General features: G+C 69.7%; 18 protein-coding genes and 1 tRNA gene. 5 read left to right on the top strand and 14 right to left on the bottom strand.

Annotation, left to right across the window (positions count from 1 at the left end):
* Positions 1 to 90: 90 nt before the first annotated feature.
* Both ID810_RS11305 and ID810_RS11310 read right to left on the bottom strand, forming a co-directional pair.
* On the bottom strand, positions 91 to 801 hold the full coding sequence (locus tag ID810_RS11305) for a response regulator transcription factor (protein ID WP_166858356.1): 711 nt from the start codon (positions 799 to 801) through the stop codon (positions 91 to 93).
* Positions 798 to 1985, bottom strand: coding sequence for a sensor histidine kinase (locus ID810_RS11310; RefSeq protein WP_413227903.1), 1188 nt, complete (start codon positions 1983 to 1985; stop codon positions 798 to 800). The genes ID810_RS11305 and ID810_RS11310 overlap by 4 nt, the downstream gene beginning before the upstream one ends.
* 152 nt (positions 1986 to 2137) lie before the next feature.
* Between ID810_RS11310 and phoU the strand changes: the two genes are divergently transcribed.
* Entirely contained in the window at positions 2138 to 2821 is a 684-nt protein-coding gene (phoU, locus tag ID810_RS11315; RefSeq protein ID WP_166858352.1) for a phosphate signaling complex protein PhoU, read from the top strand.
* 73 nt (positions 2822 to 2894) lie between these two features.
* Here the strand turns inward: phoU and ID810_RS11320 are convergent, their stop codons facing one another.
* The 3 genes from ID810_RS11320 to ID810_RS11330 all read right to left on the bottom strand — a co-directional run bounded on the left by ID810_RS11320 (position 2895) and on the right by ID810_RS11330 (position 4491).
* Positions 2895 to 3632, bottom strand: a complete 738-nt coding sequence (locus ID810_RS11320) for a phosphoglyceromutase (RefSeq protein WP_166858351.1) — start codon at positions 3630 to 3632, stop codon at positions 2895 to 2897.
* A 235-nt stretch (positions 3633 to 3867) separates the two neighbouring features.
* Positions 3868 to 4197, bottom strand: coding sequence for a histone-like nucleoid-structuring protein Lsr2 (locus ID810_RS11325; protein ID WP_166858349.1), 330 nt, complete (start codon positions 4195 to 4197; stop codon positions 3868 to 3870).
* A 218-nt stretch (positions 4198 to 4415) separates the two neighbouring features.
* Positions 4416 to 4491, bottom strand: a tRNA-Thr gene (locus tag ID810_RS11330).
* Between the two features lie 120 nt (positions 4492 to 4611).
* Here ID810_RS11330 and ID810_RS11335 point away from each other — a divergent pair.
* Positions 4612 to 5616, top strand: coding sequence for an asparaginase (locus tag ID810_RS11335; RefSeq protein WP_166858346.1), 1005 nt, complete (start codon positions 4612 to 4614; stop codon positions 5614 to 5616).
* A 75-nt stretch (positions 5617 to 5691) separates the two neighbouring features.
* Here the strand turns inward: ID810_RS11335 and ID810_RS11340 are convergent, their stop codons facing one another.
* Positions 5692 to 7314 carry an alpha/beta hydrolase gene (locus ID810_RS11340; protein ID WP_243856712.1) on the bottom strand — a complete coding sequence of 541 codons (1623 nt, stop codon included), beginning with the start codon at positions 7312 to 7314 and terminating at the stop codon, positions 5692 to 5694.
* A gap of 162 nt (positions 7315 to 7476) precedes the next feature.
* Between ID810_RS11340 and ID810_RS11345 the strand changes: the two genes are divergently transcribed.
* Entirely contained in the window at positions 7477 to 8136 is a 660-nt protein-coding gene (locus tag ID810_RS11345) for a hypothetical protein (RefSeq protein ID WP_166858344.1), read from the top strand.
* 1466 nt (positions 8137 to 9602) lie between these two features.
* Here the strand turns inward: ID810_RS11345 and ID810_RS11350 are convergent.
* The 8 genes from ID810_RS11350 to ID810_RS12580 all read right to left on the bottom strand — a co-directional run bounded on the left by ID810_RS11350 (position 9603) and on the right by ID810_RS12580 (position 16103).
* Positions 9603 to 10817 carry a DNA polymerase III subunit delta' gene (locus tag ID810_RS11350; protein WP_166858420.1) on the bottom strand — a complete coding sequence of 405 codons (1215 nt, stop codon included), beginning with the start codon at positions 10815 to 10817 and terminating at the stop codon, positions 9603 to 9605.
* A 15-nt stretch (positions 10818 to 10832) separates the two neighbouring features.
* The gene (tmk, locus tag ID810_RS11355) at positions 10833 to 11555 is read right to left on the bottom strand and encodes a dTMP kinase (RefSeq protein ID WP_243856710.1); all 723 of its coding nucleotides are present in this window, start codon (positions 11553 to 11555) and stop codon (positions 10833 to 10835) included.
* A 64-nt stretch (positions 11556 to 11619) separates the two neighbouring features.
* Entirely contained in the window at positions 11620 to 12171 is a 552-nt protein-coding gene (locus tag ID810_RS11360; RefSeq protein WP_166858340.1) for a hypothetical protein, read from the bottom strand.
* An 85-nt stretch (positions 12172 to 12256) separates the two neighbouring features.
* The gene (locus ID810_RS11365) at positions 12257 to 13486 is read right to left on the bottom strand and encodes an OmpA family protein (RefSeq protein ID WP_243856708.1); all 1230 of its coding nucleotides are present in this window, start codon (positions 13484 to 13486) and stop codon (positions 12257 to 12259) included.
* A 292-nt stretch (positions 13487 to 13778) separates the two neighbouring features.
* Positions 13779 to 14717: a sensor histidine kinase gene (locus ID810_RS11370; RefSeq protein ID WP_244960917.1), complete on the bottom strand. Its 939-nt coding sequence runs from the start codon at positions 14715 to 14717 to the stop codon at positions 13779 to 13781.
* Positions 14714 to 15442 carry a response regulator transcription factor gene (locus ID810_RS11375; protein ID WP_166858336.1) on the bottom strand — a complete coding sequence of 243 codons (729 nt, stop codon included), beginning with the start codon at positions 15440 to 15442 and terminating at the stop codon, positions 14714 to 14716. The genes ID810_RS11370 and ID810_RS11375 overlap by 4 nt, the downstream gene beginning before the upstream one ends.
* A gap of 31 nt (positions 15443 to 15473) precedes the next feature.
* Positions 15474 to 15689: a hypothetical protein gene (locus tag ID810_RS11380; RefSeq protein WP_166858334.1), complete on the bottom strand. Its 216-nt coding sequence runs from the start codon at positions 15687 to 15689 to the stop codon at positions 15474 to 15476.
* Positions 15690 to 15821: 132 nt separating this feature from the next.
* Positions 15822 to 16103, bottom strand: a complete 282-nt coding sequence (locus ID810_RS12580) for a dTMP kinase (RefSeq protein ID WP_328703757.1) — start codon at positions 16101 to 16103, stop codon at positions 15822 to 15824.
* Positions 16104 to 16370: 267 nt separating this feature from the next.
* Here ID810_RS12580 and ID810_RS11390 point away from each other — a divergent pair, with 267 nt between their 5' ends.
* Together ID810_RS11390 and argF are read left to right on the top strand one after the other, a co-directional pair.
* Positions 16371 to 17591, top strand: a complete 1221-nt coding sequence (locus ID810_RS11390; protein ID WP_166858332.1) for an arginine deiminase — start codon at positions 16371 to 16373, stop codon at positions 17589 to 17591.
* Between the two features lie 38 nt (positions 17592 to 17629).
* Positions 17630 to 18640, top strand: a complete 1011-nt coding sequence (argF, locus tag ID810_RS11395; protein ID WP_166858330.1) for an ornithine carbamoyltransferase — start codon at positions 17630 to 17632, stop codon at positions 18638 to 18640.

The raw sequence follows: 18640 nt of genomic DNA on the forward strand, positions 1-18640 counted from the left end.
CCATTTTAGCAGGATCTCGCGGAAAAGCCCGGGCGACGTAACTCACAGCCCTGCGTGTTCACGCTGAGCCCCGAGGTTTCCGCTCAGGGCTCAGCGCTCAGCGGGACGGGCGACGAACTTGTAGCCCAGGCCCCGTACCGTCGTGAGCATGCGCGGGCTGCCTGGCTCCTGCTCGATCTTCGCCCGGATGCGCTTGACGTGGACATCCAGGGTCTTGGTGTCCCCCACGTAGTCAGCACCCCACACGCGGTCGATGATCTGCCCACGGGTCAGCACCCGGTCCGGGTTGCGCAGGAACAGCTCCAGCAGCTCGAACTCACGCAGCGGCATCGCCACCGGCTCACCCGCGACACTCACCTCATGGCGCTCGACGTCCATGCGCACGCGCCCGGCCTCCAGCACCACGTCCTCAGGCTCCTCCTCACGGCTGCGGCGCAGGACGGCGTGGACGCGGGCGATGAGCTCGCGGTAGGAGTAGGGCTTGGTCACGTAGTCGTCCGCGCCGATCTCCAGGCCGACAACCTTGTCCACCTCAGAGTCCTTGGCGGTGAGCATGATGACCGGCACAGAGGACACACGTCGAATCCGGCGGCAGACCTCCGTGCCACTCAGGCGCGGAAGCATGAGGTCGAGCAGTACGAGGTCAATCGCGGTGGCCGGGGCAGGGCCCGCCGCCTCGAAGGCCTCGATGGCGGCCAGGCCGTCCTCGGCCTCAACCACCTCGTAGCCGTCGCGGCGCAGGCTGAAGGCCAGGGGCTCGCGGTAGCTCTCCTCGTCCTCGACGAGCAGGATCCGGGTCATCTGTGGTCCTCTTCTTCATTGCGGATGAGCCGGCCTGCCCCCTCATCGGGGATCAGGCGCGGCAGGACGAGGGTGAAGGTCGAGCCGCGTCCGGGCGCCGACCACAACTCGATGGTGCCGCCGTGGTTGGCCGCGACGTGCTTGACGATGGCCAGGCCCAGGCCGGTGCCGCCGGTGGCGCGCGAGCGGGCCCGGTCCACACGGAAGAAGCGCTCGAAGACGCGCCCCTGGTCCTCGGGCTTGATCCCGATGCCCTGGTCGACAACGGCGATGCGCACGAGCCCAGGATCCGCCGGGTCAAGCGAGACCCCCACACTCACGCGGGTGTGCGGCTCGGAGTAACGCACGGCGTTGTCAAGGAGATTGCGCACGGCGGTGACGATGAGAGAGGCGTCGCCCCGGACCATGAGGCCCGCAGTGCCGCCTGAGACGACGACGATCGAGCGGGCCTGCGCCTCGACCCGGACCCGGTCCACAGACTCGGCGACGACGGCGTCGACGTCGACGTCCTCGGGGCTGACGAGAGCGTCGCCGTCCTGGACGCGGGAGAGCTCAATGACGTCCTGCACGAGCACGCCCAGCCGGGTGGCCTCCGCGCGCATGCGGGCGGCGAAGCCGGCAACGAGAGCCGCGTCGTCGGCACTGTCCTCGATCGTCTCAGCCAGCAGGGCGATGGCACCGACGGGGGTCTTGAGCTCGTGGGAGATGTTGGCAACGAGGTCGCGACGCATGTCCTCCAGGCGCTTGGCGGCGCTGCGGTCCTCGATGAGGATGAGCAGGCGCCCCTCACCGATGGAGGCCACGCGCACGTGCAGGAAGAAGTGCCCCGACCCGGACACCCGGCCCCGCGGGACGGTGATCTCCTGCTCGCGCGGCTCACCGTCTTGGCGCACGAGCGCAACCATCTCGGAGACCTCGGGCACGCAGACGGCGTCGTCGTGCACAAGGTTGTAGGTGTAGGCGGAGGCCGAGGCCCGCAGGACCTCGTCGTCGTCATCGAGAACGACGACGGTCGAGCGCAGGGCCGCCAGGACGGGGATGACGGCGTCGTCGCTCAGCAGCCCGCCCATCGCGCCGGGACGATCACCGGTGCGCCCCAGCGAGCGGGCGGCGGCCCAACCCACGGCGGCGCCGATGGCCAGGGCCACAACCGCGGTGATGAGCTGGGGGACGTCCACGCCCACAGGGTAGGCGGAGGGCGAGCCCGTCGGGGTCAGCGGGCGAGGAGTTCACCGACTATGTTCGGCCCCATCACCGGCCGTTCACCTTGGGCACCCATGCTGGTGACGTCCGCGGGCCTGTGCCCGTGCGCCCCACAACACCAGGAGACGTCACCGTGCGCGACATCTTCCATCAGGAGCTCAAGCAGCTCGGCTACGACCTCGAGTCCATGGCCGCGCAGGTCGCCACCGCCATGGAGCGGGCCAGTGCGGCACTGCGCGACGGCGACCTCATTGTGGCGGAGCAGGTGATCGATGCCGACGAGCGCATCAACGACCTCCAACGCGACATCGACGACCTGTGCATCATGCTGCTGGTCCGCCAGCAGCCGGTCGCCTCCGACCTGCGTCACGTCATCTCGGCGCTGCGCATGGCTCAGACGCTTGAGCGTCAGGGCGACCTGGCCCGCCATGTGGCCACCATCGCCCGCGGCCGCTACCCCGGGCCGCCGGTGCCGGAGCCCGTCATGAGTCACCTGCTGACGATGGCGGACCACGCCGTGCGCGCCGGGCAGGACGTGGCGCGCCTGATCGCCACCCAGGACCTTGAGCTGGCCCGGCGCATCCAGACCGCCGACGCCGAGATGGACCGCCTACACCGCGAGTCCTTCCAGATGATCCTGGACCCGGCGAACGAGCTCAGCCGCCAGCAGGTGGTCGACGCCGTCCTCATGGGGCGGTTCCTGGAGCGCTTCGGGGACCACTCGACGTCGGTGGCCCGCCGCGTCACCTACCTCGTCTCGGGCCACCACCTGGGCTCGCACGACCGCGCACCCGAGGAAGAGGACGCCCAGCGGTAACCCCCGCCCCGCCGAGGTCGGCACACGCCGGCATGGGTCGTACGGTTGTACAGACCGACAGCGGCCCGAGGGCTCACTTGCCCTGGTTGGCGACGGCCGCGATCTTGGCCTCGGCCTCGGGGTCGAGGTAGGTGCCGCCCTTCTTCAGGGGCTGCAGGGTCTCCTCGTCGAGCTCGTAGACGAGCGGGATGCCGGTGGGGATGTTGACCCCGGCGATGTCCTCGTCGGAGATGCCGTCGAGGTGCTTGACGATGGCGCGCAGCGAGTTGCCGTGGGCGGCGATCATGACGGTCTTGCCGGTGCGCAGCGTCGGAACAATGCGCTCCTCCCAGTAGGGCAGGAGGCGGGCGATGACGTCCTTGAGGCACTCGGAGGCCGGGACCGGCTCACCGGCGTAGCGGGGGTCCTGGTCCTGGGAGAACTCGGAGCCCGCCTCGATGGCCGGCGGGGCGACGTCGAAGGAGCGGCGCCAGAGCATGAACTGGTCCTCGCCGTACTCGTCGCGAATCTCCTTCTTGTTCTTGCCCTGGAGGGCGCCGTAGTGGCGCTCGTTGAGACGCCAGTGGCGCTCGACGGGAATCCAGTGGCGGTCCGCCGAGTCAAGGGCGAGATTGGCCGTCATGATGGCGCGGCGCAGCATCGAGGTGAACAGGATGTCGGGGAGGATGTTCGCCTCCTTGAGAAACTCACCACCGCGGGCGGCCTCGGCGCGACCCTTCTCCGACAGCGGGACGTCAACCCAGCCGGTGAAGAGGTTCTTAGCGTTCCATTCGCTCTCGCCGTGGCGGAGCAGTACAAGGGTGTAAGCCATGGGACCATCTTGCCAGGTCGGCAGGGGCTAGGACCAGGCCAGAGGGCCCGTCACGGGCGGGGTGGCACGGGCACCAAGACACAGCCGCGGCCGCCCCCGTCAGAGGGCGGCCGCGACGCGGATGTCAATAGGCCGTCGGCGCTCGCAGTGCTGCCAGCGCTCATAACACCACTGTGCCGACGGCGCCGCCAGCGCTCACAGCACCACCAGTGCTACCAGCGCGAGCGGGCAGTGCTCAGGCGTGGGCCTTCTCGTAGGCGGCACGGATCTCGGCGGAGATGCGACCGCGGTCGGAGACCTCCATGCCCCGCTCGCGCGCCCACTCGCGGATGCGCTGGGTCTCACCGGCGGAGGAGGAGCGGCGGCGGCGGGTGCCGGGGGTGCGGCGCCCGGCGATGCGGCGTGCCTTGGAGGACCACTCCTCAATGGACTCACGCAGGGCGGCGGCGTGCTCGTCGTTGAGGTCGATCTCGTAGCTGACGCCATCGAGCGCGAAGGTGATGGTCTGGGTGGCCTCGGATCCATCGACGTCGTCGACAAGAATAATCTGGGTCTTCTGAGCCATAGGTACTCTCCTTGATAGCACTCCCGATCTCCTCGGGAGAATGAACGGGAACCGATGTCGAATAAACAATAAACGCGATCCGCATTCTACGCAAGGCCACTGGGTGGAAATCTCACTTTCATTCTCCGTTTCGCTGCTGACGGAGAAAACCACGGTGCACCGACAGGCCCGGCACCGGGGATGACGAAGGCCCCGGACCGTCCGGTCCGGGGCCTTACTGGAGCCACCTGTGGGAATCGAACCCACGACCTATTCATTACGAGTGAATCGCTCTGCCGACTGAGCTAAGGTGGCGCGCTGAGCAGCGCAGCACAGGCTACCGGCAGCGCCGCGCGAGGCGCAAACGCCGCCGTACCCACCGACGCGTGGTTCTGGACACAGGCACCGCCCGGGTCGGTCTTCTACCCTGTTCTCATGCCTCTGCACGTGACCTACACCGGCGGCACCATCGGCATGGTCGACTCCCCTCGGGGACTCGTCCCCGGCGCGGACCTCGAGGGCTGGCTCACCCGCCTGCTCGAGGGCACGGACCTCGCCGACGGCCTCACCTTTTCCTCGCTCGACCCGCTCATCGATTCCTCCAACGCCACACCGGAGTCCTGGCAGCAGGTCGTGGACGACGTGCGCGCACACACCCACGGGCCGCACGCCGCCGCTGGCCTCGTCATCCTGCACGGCACGGACACGATGGCCTACACCAGCGCAGCCCTGTCCTACGCCCTGACCGACCTGGGACGTCCCGTCGTCATCACCGGCTCGCAACTGCCCGCACTTAGCCCCGGCTCCGACGCCGCCGCCAACGCCATCGGCGCCCTGCAGGCCGCCGGCGACCCGCGCGCCGCAGGCGTAAGCCTCTTCTTCGGCCACCACCTGCTCGTCGGCAGCCGTGTCACCAAGACGAGCGCGTGGTCCTTCGAGGCCTTCAGCTCGCCCGCCCACCCGCCGCTGGCGCGCGCAGGCGCCCCGTGGCAGTGGTCCGCGACCCCCAGAACGGGCGAGGGCTGGCAGCAGCCACTGCCCTACCGCCGCCACGACGTCGCCGTCATCGACGTCGCACCCGGCCTCACGACCGCCCGCCTGGAGGCCATGCTCACGCCTCTGCCCGAGGCCGTCATCCTGCGGGCCTTCGGCGTCGGCAACGTGCCCAGCTCCGAGCCCGGGCTCCCCGAGCTCATCGCCTCGGTCACCGCGGCGGGCACGGCCGTCGTCGTCGCCTCCCAGTGCCTCGAGGCCCGGGTGTCCCTCGGCCTCTACGAGACGGGTGACGCGATGGCCCGGGCGGGGGCGGTCGGCAGCGGGGACATGACCCTGGAGGCCGTCTACGCCAAGGTGCAGTTCCTCCTGAGCCAGGGGCTGCGCGGCGCCGAGCTGGCCGCCTGGGTGGGGCGCCCGCTCGCCGGGGAGCTCACTCGAGGCTGAGGAACTCGAGACTGAGGGGCTGAGGACACCGCCCCCTCAACCCCTCAGTTCGGGTGCTGGTGCTTCAGCGTCTCGTCACTCCTGGCCCACGCAGGTCAGCCCCTGTTCGGGCATCTCCCCTGTGAGCAGGTAGGTGTCGACGGCGTCGTTCACGCAGTCTCCGGCGCGCCCGTAGGCGGTGTGCCCGTTGCCCTCCCAGGTCAGCAGCGTCGCGGAGTCGAGCTGCTCGGCCAGGGAGACCGACCACTGGTAGGGCGTGGCGGGGTCACCGGTCGTGCCGACGACGAGGATCGGGGCAGCACCCGTGGCATGGATCGCCGTGCGCTCACGGTGGGAGGTGTGCCCCCAGCCCTGGCAGTACAGGTCCGAGTAGCCCAGCGCGTCACCGAAGGTCGGGGACAGCTCCTCGGTCTTGTCCGCCTCAGCCGCCCAGGAGGCCGAGTCTCCCTCGACCGGGTAGTCGAGGCAGTTGATCGCGGAGATGACCTCGTTGCCGTTGCCGGAGTACGAGCCGTCCTCGTTGCGCGAGGAGAGCAGGTCCGAGATGTAGAGCATGGTGGACCCGTCGTTCTGGAGCATCGCCTGGCTCAGGCCCTCGGAGAGCACGGACCAGGCCTCATCGGCGTAGAGGACACCGATGATGGCGTCAAGGGCGAGGGAGCGCGTGAGCGGACGGTTGGGGTCGTGGGTCTCGATGGGGCTGGTGGCCACCACGTCGAGGAAGTCCTGGATCTGGCGCACACCGGCGTCGACGTCGCCGGTCAGCGGGCAGGCTCTGCCGGCCTGGCAGTCCGCAACGAAGGCCCGCAGGGCGTTCTCGAAGCCCTCGGCCTGGCCAAGGCTCAGCTCGCCGGCGCTCAGCGTCGGGTCAACGGCGCCGTCGAGCACGAGGCGGCCGACGTTGGCGGGGAAGAGGTCCGCGTAGGTGGCGCCCAGGTAGGTGCCGTAGGAGTAGCCCAGGTAGGTGAGCGTCGAGTCTCCCGCCAGGGCACGCAGGACGTCGAGGTCGCGTGCGGCGGAGACGGTGTCGATATGGTCGAGCAGGCCCTTGACCTCAGTGTTGGCCTCGCAGGCGGCAGCGTCCTCCTTCGCGGTGTCCAGGACGGAGGCCTGGATCTCCTCCTCGCTCTCCTGCTTCTCGGCGGCGAGCTCCTCGGCGGTGTAAACCTGGCCGGAGCGCTCCTCGTCAAGCTCGGCGTCGGTCATACAGTCCACGGCCGTGGAGGAGCCGACACCGCGAGGGTCGAAGCCGATGACGTCGTAGGCCTTGAGGACGCCCTTACCGAAGAGGTCCGCGGCGGAGTCCACGAGCTCAACACCGGAGCCGCCGGGACCGCCCGGGTTGATGAAGAGCGTGCCCTGGGCGTCGCCGTCGGCCTCACGCTTCTTGAGCGCGATGGTGATCCTCTGACCGTCCGGGTCCTCATAGTCGAGCGGAACCTCGGCGGTGGTGCACAAGAACACGCCCTTGCTGTGCTCGGCGATCGTGGGGCCCTCACCGCAGGGGTACCAGTCGAGCTCCTGGGAGTAGAAGGACTCCAGGCCCTGCGGCACGGGGGCGGTCGAGCCGGACGCGGCGGTGGCGCCGTTGACCGGAACCGTCTGCCCGCCGCAGGCGGTGACGCCCATGACAAGAGCTGCGGCCGCCAGTGCGGCAAACGCGTTCCGGATGCGGGCGTGTCTGGTGGTAGGGGTCATTGCAGTCACGTTCTGTAGCCTACGAGCGCCTGCGTCCGGGCCGCACTCCCCCGTGAGGGGGAGTTCTTTCCAACCTGCGCATGAGGATGACATCCGCTCCTGCGGTGACAGGCGCCCTCCCACCACTTCAGATTGGCGCAACGCTCTGGCAGGATGACGTCCATGAGTTCTCTTGCTGACCAGAGCCGTCTCAGCGCAGAGCCCCTGACCTTCGCCAACCGTACGAGCACCAAGATCATCACAACACTCGTCGTCCTCTTCTTCGCCCCGCTGGCGGCCTGGTTCGGAGCCTCGCTCATCCTCAACCCCGACGAGCGGATCTCCAGCAGCCGTCGGGGCGCCCTGTTCGAGGGGCACGGAGCCATGACACAGGTGTGGGGGGTCCTGTTCATCCTTCTCGCGATCGGGATCGTCCTCGCGATCGTGCCCGTCTTCCTGTCCCGCGTCATCCTCACCCGCCAGGGCATCCACATTGTCAAGACGACGGGCATCACGGACCTGCCGTGGCCGCCCTCGCGCTCCGCGATCGTCGTCACCGACGAGCCGGGCACCAAGGGCACACGCACCTTCAGGGTCTGGCTCATCGCCGCTGACGGCAAGGCGTTCCCGGTCCCCGACACCGGCCGCTCAGCCCCTGCCTCCAAGGCGGCGCGCGTCGCCGAGAGCCTCAGGGCGTGCCTGGCTGACGCCGACACGATCTGGGAGTGGGCGCGCACGCGCGGCCTGGTCCAGGACAACGGCCAGTACGTGGCGACGACCAACCGGGAGGTCGAGGCCAACCGCCTGAGCGCCGCCACCGAGCAGGCGCTGCGCGGACTCTGAAGGTACCAGGTATCGGGCGCTGAGGGCCCTGGCGCCCTGCGGTGCCCGGCAGCATGAGGACGTCCCCGTCGGGCAGGAGAAGGCAGCCGACGGCGTCGGCCACGTCGTCCGAGTTGACGAGAGTCATGATGACGCCGAGCGGGACCATGGCGCGAACGGCGAACAGGCCGACGAGAGGCCTCCCGCCGACTTCCAGACGCTCATGCGCAGGCAGTCGGACTAGAGGATCACCGGGTCGATGGCCTCGGCGCCAGCGGGGGACGGGCGGGGGTCGATGCGCTCATGTCGCCATCGTCGCAGCGCCGTGCCGACGACGCGATGGGGGCTCATCCCCATTGAGGGTGTGGGTGGGGTCTGAGTCCTCCGGTCTCTAGTTGTGCTTTCTTTGGGGTTGTGAACGGGTTGGGTGGAGGCCTGCTGGGCGGGATGCGGGGTTGACGCTCACGTGCGGTTTGGGGAGGCCTTCATGGCGCATGCTGGCGCACCTTTGACGCCTGGGGGGCGTCGTCGTCTTGCTCGCCTGGGGGGCGTCGTCGTCTTGCTCGCCTGGTGGTGGAGGGCTGGTCCATGGGTCGGGCGGCTGAGTGCTTGCGGGTCTGGCCGGCGACGGTCGGCCGGCGGCTGGGGCGCTACCGGGCCCCGGTGCGGCGCTGCCGGGCCCCGGTGCGCTGTGTGGAGCGCCATTGATCAGTTCCGGACCACGTTCGGTCGTTCGGACCACGTTCGGTCGTTCGGACCACGTTCGGTCGTTTGGACCACGTTCGGTCGTTCGGACCACCCCAGAGGCGTCCGTAGGTGGTCCGAACGACAGCAGGTGGTCCAAGATGGCAGCAAGTGGTCCACACTAACTGTGCTTCCTCGGGGCAAGACCCCTGCCTACCGCCAGCACGCCCCCGCGTGAGCGAGAGGGGGGGCGCTGGCGGGCCTGGCCCACCACTTGCGGCCGCGCGGCGCAGCACCGCGCCCACCGGCCACGGCCAGGCCCCGAGCCAGACCGACGCCGTGGCCCTGCGTCGGCCCCAAAAAGGGGCGGCCCCCTTACGCAGGCCCTGGCCCAGGCCCTGAACCCACCGTCGCAAGGGCCAAGCCCATCCGCAACCGCGCCCACCTCAACGCCCACAGCCCCTTCCAGGACCTGGACGATCTGGACGACGCCCGTGACCGCCACCACCCAGCAGGCCCCACTGGGCGGGCACCACCCGCCCCCACCCCACCACCGCCATGCTGCGCCCCCGCCCGGGCACAACAGCACCCTCCAACCAGCCACCAACACCCACGCGCCCACCACCAACCACCCCAACCAGCAACCACCGACACCAGACAAACCAGCCCCCACCAAACCCGGAGCCTGACACAACTAAAGACCAGAGGACCCAGACCCCACCCACACCCCCAAATGGGATGAGCCGCGATGGGGAGGCCTCGCCTGCGGCGCCGCAGGTTCGCGGCGCTCACGCCTGCAGCGCTCAGGCCTGGGGGCGCAGCTGGACCATGAGGGACTCGACAGCCAGCAGTGCGGAGGCGTTCGTGCGCAGGCGGGCACGGCACTCCTCGATGGCGGCGATGCGGGCGAGGGACTGCTCGGGCCCGGTGGCGCGGGCGACCTGATCCACGGCCTCAGCGAGGTCGATGTTGACGCGCTCGACGTCGGAGCCCAGCTGGGCGGCCAGGACGTCACGGGAGAAGGACAGCAGGTCGATCATGGCGCGGTCGAGCACGTCCGTGCGGGCGCGCTTGGCGCGGCGCTTCTGGTCCTCCTCGAGCTGGCGGACCTGGGCGCGCAGGGAGGGCGGCACCTTGGCGTCGCCCTCCATGCCCAGGGCCCGCAGCAGCTCGGTCCGCTCGCGCGCGTCGCGCTCCGCGGTGGCCTGCGCAGCCTCGGTCTCCGCGTTCTCGACGAGCTCGGCGGCCGCCAGGACGGCGTCGCCGACACTGCGCAGGGAGATCGGGGCCAGCAAGAGCCGACGACGCCGCTCCCAGGCGCCCGGGTCCACGGCGAGGTGGCGGGCCAGGCCGATGTGGGACTGGCTGGCGCGGGCCGCACGCTCAGCGAGCTCCGGGTCTGCGCCGTCGCGGCGCACGAGCAGGTCCGCAACCGCCTGCGCCGGCGGCACGCGCAGGGTGATGAGGCGGCAGCGTGAGCGGATGGTCGGCAGGACGTCGTCGGCACTGGGGGTGCACAGGAGCCAGACGGTTTGCGGCGGCGGCTCCTCGATGGACTTGAGCAGGACGTTGGTGGTGCGCTCGGCCATGCGGTCGGCGTCCTCAACGAGGATGACGCGCCAGCGTCCGGTCCAGGGGCGGCGCTGGGCCTGGTCGATGAGGTCCTTGACCTCCTCCATGGTGATGATGAGGCGTTCGGTGGCCAGCCGCACGACGTCGGGGTGGGTGCCGCTCATGACGTCACGGCAGGGCTTGCACTGGCCGCAGCCGGGCACGTCGCCGGTGCACTGGAGGGCGGCGGCGAAGGCGCGGGCGGCATTGGAGCGGCCGGAGCCGGGCGGGCCGGTGATGAGCCAGGCGTGACTCATGGCCGCGGTGCCGGTGGATGCCCCATCGGCGGCGTCCGAGGCGCCGGCACGCTCCTGTCGCTGCTCGGCCAGGGCGCGGGCCGAGCGCGCCGCGGCTTCGAGGTCCGCGACGACCTTGTCCTGGCCGACGACGTCGTCCCACACGCTCATACTCACGCGCCCAGGCTAGCGGCAGCCGGTGACAGCCTCAGCGCCCTGAGTGTCTGCGGTGCCGGCGTGGCCGGCAGCGCGGCTCCTCAGCAGAGTCAGGACGGCAGCCCGGACCTCAGCAGCCACCACATCGACCGGCCAGTCGGCATCGATGACGGCGAAGCGCTCGGGCTCGGCCTGCGCAAGCGTGAGGAACTGCTCGCGCAGAGCGACACGGAAGGAGTCGGGCTCACGTTCGAGGCGGTCCTTGCCGCCCCGGTCCGCGGTGCGCCGCTCCGCCAGCCCGGGCTCGGCGTCGAGCAGGACGGTCAGGTCCGGCAGCAGACCCTCGGTGGCCCACAGGGACAGGTCGCGGACCTCCTCGGCCCCCAGTGCGCGGGCAGCGCCCTGGTAGGCGACAGAGGAGTCGAGGTAGCGGTCGGTGATGACGACGGCGCCGCGCTCAAGCGCCGGTCGGATGAGCGTGTCGACGTGGTGGGCTCGGTCGGCGGCGTACAGCAGGGCCTCGGCGCGGGGGGCGACGTGGCCGCTGTGCAGGAGCAGGCGGCGGATCTCGCCCCCCAGCTCGGTGCCTCCCGGCTCGCGGGTGACGACGACGTCGGCGCCCGCCTCGCGCAGGCGGGCAGCCAGGCGCTCAATCTGCGTCGTCTTGCCGACGCCGTCGCCGCCCTCGAAGGACACGAAGGTCCCCGATGTGCTCGAGCGGGCAGTCGTGGCTCCGGAGGGCGGGCTGGTCACGGCCACAGGCTAGTCGAGGGCGGCGGGGACTCCTCCCCGCCGCCCTCGACCGGTGAGCACGTGCTCAGTCGTCGCCGTCGGCGGACTGCTGACGCACCGTGTTGTTGAAGCCCGTGTCGTCCACCGTTGGCGGGTTACCCGCGTAAATGACGTCGACGTAGGTTCCCGTGATCGTCACGGAGGCGACGTCCTCGACGTAGACATCGATGAAGGAGCCCGAGATGACGAGGTGGTCCACCGAGGTGGCGGCGATATCGATCTCCGTGCCCGTCAAGGTCATCGTGTCGACGTGGTCGCGCACGATGGCGTTGACGAAGGCGGAGTCGATCATCACCTGACCGTTCGTGGGAGACATGACGGTGGCGTCGGCATTGTTGAGCAGCTCGAGCCAGCCGGGCTCCACGATGTTCGGGTTCGCGCCGGCGGGGGCCGCTGCCGTGCTGGCGGAGCCGGAGTCGTCACCGGAAGCGGGCTGGCCGCCGTCCTGCTGAGCGGTCTGGGTCGAGGTGTTGTCGGAGCTGTCCGGCGTTCCGATGCTGATCGAGCAGGCACCGAGCGACAGGGCGAGGGCAAGGGCGGCGGTCGTGGCGGCGGCGCGACGGGTCAGGGTGGTCATGGTGCGTGTTCCTCTCGTGGGTACGGGTGTCGAAGGATGTCGGAGGGGCGGGTGGGCCGGGCCGTGACGGGGCGCCGGTGCGGGCTCAGAACACCGGGATGTAGATCTCGACGCGGCGGTTGAGCTGGCGGCCAGCCGGGTTGTCCGAGCCGTCCGGGTTCTCGTTGGGGGCCACGGGCCGGGTCTCGCCGAAGCCCTGGGCGTCGAGGGAGGCGGTCGCGCCGGAGCCGATGAGCGCCTCGACCACGGCCTGGGCGCGCTGCTCGGACAGGGTTTGGTTGAAGGCGTCGTCGGACACGGAGTCGGTGTGCCCGTAGACGTGGGCCTGCGGGGCTCCGGCCTCGTTGAGCACCTGGACGAGCTCGGTGAGCGTGGTCGCCGCCTCGGGGCGGACCTCGGAGGAGCCGAAGTCGAACAGGACGCCGTCGGAGAGGGTGATGACCGTCCCGCAGGCCTCGACCGGCTGGACGGCGTCGATGCTGGGGAAGCGGCCCACGTCCGGGACCTTGGGCAGCGGCGCGGCCTCCACGGTGATGCTGCCGGTCACCGAGACGACGTGCGCCGTCCCGTCGCCGTTGTTGGTGATGCGCAGCCCGGCGTCGGAGTAGGTGCCCGTCCCGTCGCCGTTGTTGATGATGGACGTGGAGGCGTCGCTGTAGCCGCCCGAGCCGTCACCGCTGACGACGATCGACGTGGAGGCGTCGCTGTAGCTGCCCGAGCCGTCACCGTTGACGACGACGGACACCGCGGCGTCGGAGTACGAGCCCGATCCGTCGCCGTTGACGACGATGGACACCGCGGCGTCGGAGTACGAGCCCGATCCGTCGCCGTTGTTGATGATGGACGTGGAGGCGTCGCTGTAGCTGCCCGAGCCGTCACCGTTGTTGACGACGGAGGAGCTGGCGTCGCTGACGGCGACGCTGCCGTCCCCGCCGATGACGGTTGAGCCGCCGGCGAGGACGCCCTGCTCGTCGCAGCGAGCCGGGGAGACCGTGATGCCCGGCCGGGAGGTCAGCGACGTCGTCAGGTTCGGGGTGAAGCGGCCGGTGGACGCGGTCAGCAGGCCGAGGTCCGGAAGCGTGAACAGCGGAACCGGCGGGATCTCCCCCACCTGGTAGCCCGGCACCGCGAAGGAGGAGTCGGCCGGTGCGGAGGCGGACGGGCTCGGCCGGCTCGACGCGGGAGCCACGGTGGTCTGCGCCGCGGGGGCGGCCGACGTCGTGTCCGCCGTCGTCCCGCAGGCGACGAGGGTGAGTGACAGGCCGACGGCGCCGCACAGGACGGCACCACGGCGAGCGAGAACGGCGGGAGACATGCGGTTCATGGTGAGAAACACCTTCAACTGGTCGGAGTGGACAAGGTTGAGGGGAGGTGAGGATGTCATAACAAGACGATGGTCCCGTTGACACAAGGCTAAGGTCGTCACTGTCGCATCCCGGTCGCAGCGATGTCGCAATCGTGCGACATACAAGGGGTGTGTCACTCAGGCCTAGTCAGAGATGGGAGCCGGAAGAAGAACGGCGGAATCATGCGGGTGTCTGTCGTGCCCGGCACTTGCGACTAGGGATGAGTGACACGCCGGCCTCGCGGGCCCGCCGCCGGCAGCGTCAGCAGGACCCGCGTGCCCACGCCTGACGCGAGGCCATGGACGCGCTGCCGCCGTGGCGCTCCATGATCGTGCGCACGAGGGCCAGGCCGAGCCCGGAACCGGGCAGCCCGTGGGCGTTGCTCGCCCGTCCGAGCTCGGTGAAGACGAGGTCGAGCTCGTCCTGGGGCACGCCGATGCCCGTGTCGGCCACCTCGATCGTCACCGTGCCGCTCTCCTCACGGCCGCTGACCTCCACGACCCCGCCCGAGGGCGTGTACTTGGCCGCGTTGGAGATGACGTTGTAGACCGCGGAGTACAGCAGGTCGCCGTCGGCCATGACCTGGGGCAGGGGCCAGGGGACCTGGGGCATGTTGAGCCGTACCCGCACGGGGGCGCCCCGGCCCGCGGCCTCCTCGATCACCGCGTCCACGGCGTCCTGGACCGTCTCGACGACGTCGACGGGCTCCATGTTGAGCGGCGAGGTCTCCAGCTCTGCGAGCTTGCGCAGGTCGGTGAGCAGGCGGCTCATCCGTCGCGACTGGGCGTCGATGACCTCGAGCCCGCCGCGGACGGGGGCCGGGACGTTCTGCTCGCCGACGTCGGCGGCGGCGCGCACGGCCGTCAGCGGGTTCTTCAGCTCGTGGTCGAGGCGGCGCAGGAACTGGCGGTGGCGGTTGCGCGCCTCCTCGGCCGCCACCTGGGCGGCCTCCCGGCGCGCGGCGCTCACGAGCCGGCGCGTGCGCGAGACGACGCCGACGAGCACCGCGACGACGACGATGAGGACGAGCCCCGCCGTGGCCGCCACCGCCCACAGATCCCCGCTGACGGTCAGGACGGTCCCGCGCGTCATCGCCCAGACGACGAGCGAGACGAGGGCGACGAGGACGAGAGCGCCGCCCCAGGGCAGCGCGCGCGCTAAAAGGGGGCGCCGCCGTCGGGACGCGGACGAGGCACTCACCCGCTCACCTTTGCGCAGAAGCGGTACCCCCCTGAGGGGACGGTCTCGATGTAGGTGGGGTCGGTGGCCGTGTCCCCCAGGGCCCGGCGGATCTCACGGATACGGTGGTCGACGGCCCTCGTCGAGGAGGCGAAGTCGATCCCCCACAGAGCGGCGAGCAGTCCGTCACGGGTGTGGAGCTCGCCCGGGTGGCTCATGAGGTAGTCGAGCAGTGTCACCGCCTTGGGGGTGAGCATGACCTCGCGGCCGTCGAGCTCGACCCTGCGGCGGCTGCGGTCGAGGACGAGAGCACCGGCGGTGAGGACCGTGGCGGCCGTCAGCGGCCTGGCGACCCCCCGGCTGCGTCGCAGGACCGCGCGCACGCGCGAGGCAAGCTCGGCCGGGTCGAAGGGCTTGGACAGGTAGTCGTCCGCGCCGTCGTCGAGCGCCGAGATCCGCTCGTAGGAGGCGTCGAGCTGGGTCAGAAGGATGACCGGCGTCCACGTGCCCTGGGAGCGCAGCCGACGGACGAGCTCGCGCCCGTCCATGCGTGGCATGAGGACGTCGGTGACGACGATGTCGACCCGGTTGGCGGCGAGGACGTCGAGGGCCTCGAGGCCGTCGGAGGCGAGTAGGACGCGCAGGCCCGTGCGCTCGAGGTAGGGCCCCAGCGACGTGCGGATGGAGGCCTCGTCGTCGACGAGCAGGAGGGTGCCGGTCGGGGTGGGCGGGGAGGACGCAACCACGGGATCGTCTCCTGTCCGGTGCCGGGGAGGGTCAGCCGAGCGGCTCGACGGTGGAGCCCGCGCCCTCGACGCTCACCGGCGTCTGCTCGAGGACGGCGAGCCAGCCGGCGTCGGTAACCCCCTCGGTCGACGGCGCCGCAGCCTGCCCGCCGTCGGACTGCGCCGCCGTCGAGGAAGCGGCGGACGAGCCGGAGGACTCGGCGGAGCCGCAGGCGGCGAGGGCGGGCAGCGGACGGGAGGGGAACATGGCACCACCTCGGTGACAGCGGGATCGTCCCGCGGGGAGTCGGACAACCGCGCGTGGCCCGAGGCCGCGTCGCGCGACCGACGATACCGCGCCTGCCGGGCGCGAAGGTCTCCGTCCCAGCGGCTCTTCCGCTCAGTCCTCGTCCGTGTCGGCGGAGCCGGGCTCGCGCTCCAGGCGGTCCGTGGCACCCCGGACGGCGGTGCGCTGCCGGGTCAGGGCGGGGTTGGCGTCCAGCGGGATGGTCGGCTCCGGCAGCAGGCCGCCGGTGGCCCATCGGGAGAGGTCACGTACCTCGGTGGGGCCGAGCGCCCGGGCAGCCCCTTGGTAGGCGACGGAGGAGTCCAGATAGCAGTCGCAGACACTCTGTGTGTGTATCGGTGAGGACCGGCAGGACAGCACCCTTTGTGGAATCACACAACATTCTCCGGTGGTTCGCAAAACCCCAGAACGCGGCCACCGTGGGTAAAGGGCGATATTCCCCTCATTGCTGGACACAGTTCCCGCGTCCCCGGCAATGACCTTCGTCACTTTCGGACAGATGTACCACTTCGCCTGCACAACCCCTGGTGGCTTACCGCAATATCGGTACACTTGTACCACTCGATCGGTGATCCGTTGCACAGCTGGCGCTACAACGACAACAGTCCCACCCACCAGGCAGACGAAGACGTCTGGAGAAACATGCGACCTTATATCGGCTCAGAGATCGGGGAGCTGGAGACCGTCATCCTCCACCGCCCCGGCACAGAAATGCTCCGACTCACCCCGGAGAACAAGGACGACCTGCTGTTCGACGACGTCCTGTGGCTCGAACGCGCCCAGGAGGAACACGATCAGTTCGCCAAAGTACTCACCGACCACGGCGTCCAGGTCCTCTACCTGCGCGACCTGCTCTCCCAGACCCTGGAAGTCACCGAGGCCAAGAGCTACCTGGTCAAGGAGGTCCTAAGCGCCTGTGAGAGCGGCTGCGGCGGCGACAGCAGCATCCAGCACTGGGCAGAGCGGCTCTCCCCCACCGACCTGGCTGACGTGCTGATCGCCGGCATCACCAAGGAGGAGCTTCTAGAGCAGCTGCCCACAGTCTCCTCCATGACCCTGGCCACCATGGGCAACGACGACCTCCTGCTGCCCCCGCTGCCCAACCACCTCTTCACCCGCGACTCCTCCAGCTGGGTCTACCAGGGCGTGTCCATCAACGCCATGCAGCACCCCGCCCGTCGTCGTGAATCCCTCAGCTACCGGGCCATCTACCGCTGGCACCCGCTGTTCGCCGGGCAGGACTTTCCCCTGTGGTGCGACGGCGACACCAGCCCCGGAGTCACCATGGAAGGCGGTGACATCCAGATACTCGGCAACGGTGCCGTCATGATCGGGGTCTCCGAACGCACCTCCTCCCAAGGCGTCGAACAGCTGAGCGCCGCCCTGTTCAAGGGCGGGGTGGAGCAGGTGATCGCCGTCCACATGGCCAAGAACCGGGCGCAAATGCACCTGGACACCATCATGACGATGGTCGACCACGGCACCTTCACCAAGTACGTGGGCGCCGGGATGATGCCCACCTACACACTGCGCCCAGGCGACGACGGCAGCATCCACACCACCGAGAACCCCCCCGAGGCCATGAACGACGTCATCGCCCAAGCCCTAGGAGTGGACTCGATCATCACCCTGACCACCCCCCAGGACTCGCGCGCCGCCGCCCGCGAGCAGTGGAACGACGGCGCCAACACCCTGGCTATCGCCCCCGGCGTGGTAGTCACCTACGAGTCCAACGTGAACACCAACGAGTACCTGACCGCACAGGGCATCACCGTGCACACCATCCCCGGCTCCGAGCTGGGACGGGGCCGGGGCGGCCCACACTGCATGAGCTGCCCCGTGTCCCGCAAGCCCCTCACCTAAGCAAGACCCCCGCAACCAGTTAAGGAAAAGGAGACCCCATGCCACACCCTCTTTCCGGCCGGAGCTTCCTCAAGGAGCTCGACTTCACCGCCAAGGAGTGGAGCATCCTGCTGAACCTTGCCGCCCAGCTCAAGGCCGACAAGAAGGCTGGCAGGGAGGTGAAACGGCTGACCGGCAAGAACATCGCCCTGCTGTTTGAGAAGACCTCCACCCGCACCCGCTGCGCCTTCGAGGTCGGCGCCCACGACCAAGGCGCCCAGGTCACCTACCTGGACCCCTCCGGCAGCCAGATGGGGCACAAGGAGTCCGTGGCGGACACAGCCCGCGTGCTCGGGCGCATGTTCGACGGCATCGAGTTCCGTGGCAAGCGCCAGGACCACGTCGAGCAGCTCGCTGAACTCTCCGGCGTGCCGGTGTGGAACGGCCTGACCGATGAGTGGCACCCCACCCAGGCCCTAGCCGACCAGCTCACCATGATCGAGCACTCCGGCAAAGACCTGAAGGACGTGTCCCTGGCCTACCTGGGAGACGCCCGCAACAACGTCGCCAACTCCCTGCTAGTGGCAGGGGCCCTCATGGGTATGGACGTGCGCCTCGTGGGCCCGGCGGCCCTGCACCCCGCCGCGGAAGTCATCGCCCACGCCGAGCGCCTGGCCCAGGAGTCCGGTGCCAAGATCACCGTCACCGACGACGTCGCTGCAGGCGTCACAAGCGTGGACTTCCTGTACACGGACGTGTGGGTGTCCATGGGCGAGCCCAAGGAAGTCTGGGACGAGCGCATCGCCCTGCTCAAGCCCTACCAGGTCAACGGTGAGCTGGTGAAGCTCACCGGCAACCCGCGGGTCAAGTTCCTGCACTGTCTGCCCGCCTTCCACGACCGCCTCACTACCATCGGCGAGGACATCTACCACAAGACCGGCCTGGACGGTCTGGAGGTTACCGACGACGTCTTCGAGACCGACGTCAACATCGCCTTCGACCAGGCGGAGAACCGCATGCACACCATCAAGGCCGTCATGGTGGCGACCCTGGGGCACTGGGAGGACTGA

This window comes from Actinomyces respiraculi, assembly GCF_014595995.2.
GTDB lineage: Bacteria > Actinomycetota > Actinomycetes > Actinomycetales > Actinomycetaceae > Actinomyces > Actinomyces respiraculi.

Excerpts from the sequence above, each read along its gene's own strand:
- ID810_RS11325 (WP_166858349.1), bottom strand. The coding sequence starts at position 4,197 with ATGGCTCAGAAGACCCAGATTATTCTTGTCGACGACGTCGATGGATCC.
- argF (WP_166858330.1), top strand. The coding sequence starts at position 17,630 with ATGCCACACCCTCTTTCCGGCCGGAGCTTCCTCAAGGAGCTCGACTTC.
- ID810_RS11340 (WP_243856712.1), bottom strand. The coding sequence starts at position 7,314 with ATGACCCCTACCACCAGACACGCCCGCATCCGGAACGCGTTTGCCGCA.
- ID810_RS11350 (WP_166858420.1), bottom strand. The coding sequence starts at position 10,817 with ATGAGCGTGTGGGACGACGTCGTCGGCCAGGACAAGGTCGTCGCGGAC.
- ID810_RS11305 (WP_166858356.1), bottom strand. The coding sequence starts at position 801 with ATGACCCGGATCCTGCTCGTCGAGGACGAGGAGAGCTACCGCGAGCCC.
- ID810_RS11390 (WP_166858332.1), top strand. The coding sequence starts at position 16,371 with ATGCGACCTTATATCGGCTCAGAGATCGGGGAGCTGGAGACCGTCATC.
- ID810_RS11320 (WP_166858351.1), bottom strand. The coding sequence starts at position 3,632 with ATGGCTTACACCCTTGTACTGCTCCGCCACGGCGAGAGCGAATGGAAC.
- ID810_RS11365 (WP_243856708.1), bottom strand. The coding sequence starts at position 13,486 with ATGTCTCCCGCCGTTCTCGCTCGCCGTGGTGCCGTCCTGTGCGGCGCC.
- ID810_RS11335 (WP_166858346.1), top strand. The coding sequence starts at position 4,612 with ATGCCTCTGCACGTGACCTACACCGGCGGCACCATCGGCATGGTCGAC.
- ID810_RS11360 (WP_166858340.1), bottom strand. The coding sequence starts at position 12,171 with ATGACCACCCTGACCCGTCGCGCCGCCGCCACGACCGCCGCCCTTGCC.
- ID810_RS11380 (WP_166858334.1), bottom strand. The coding sequence starts at position 15,689 with ATGTTCCCCTCCCGTCCGCTGCCCGCCCTCGCCGCCTGCGGCTCCGCC.
- ID810_RS11345 (WP_166858344.1), top strand. The coding sequence starts at position 7,477 with ATGAGTTCTCTTGCTGACCAGAGCCGTCTCAGCGCAGAGCCCCTGACC.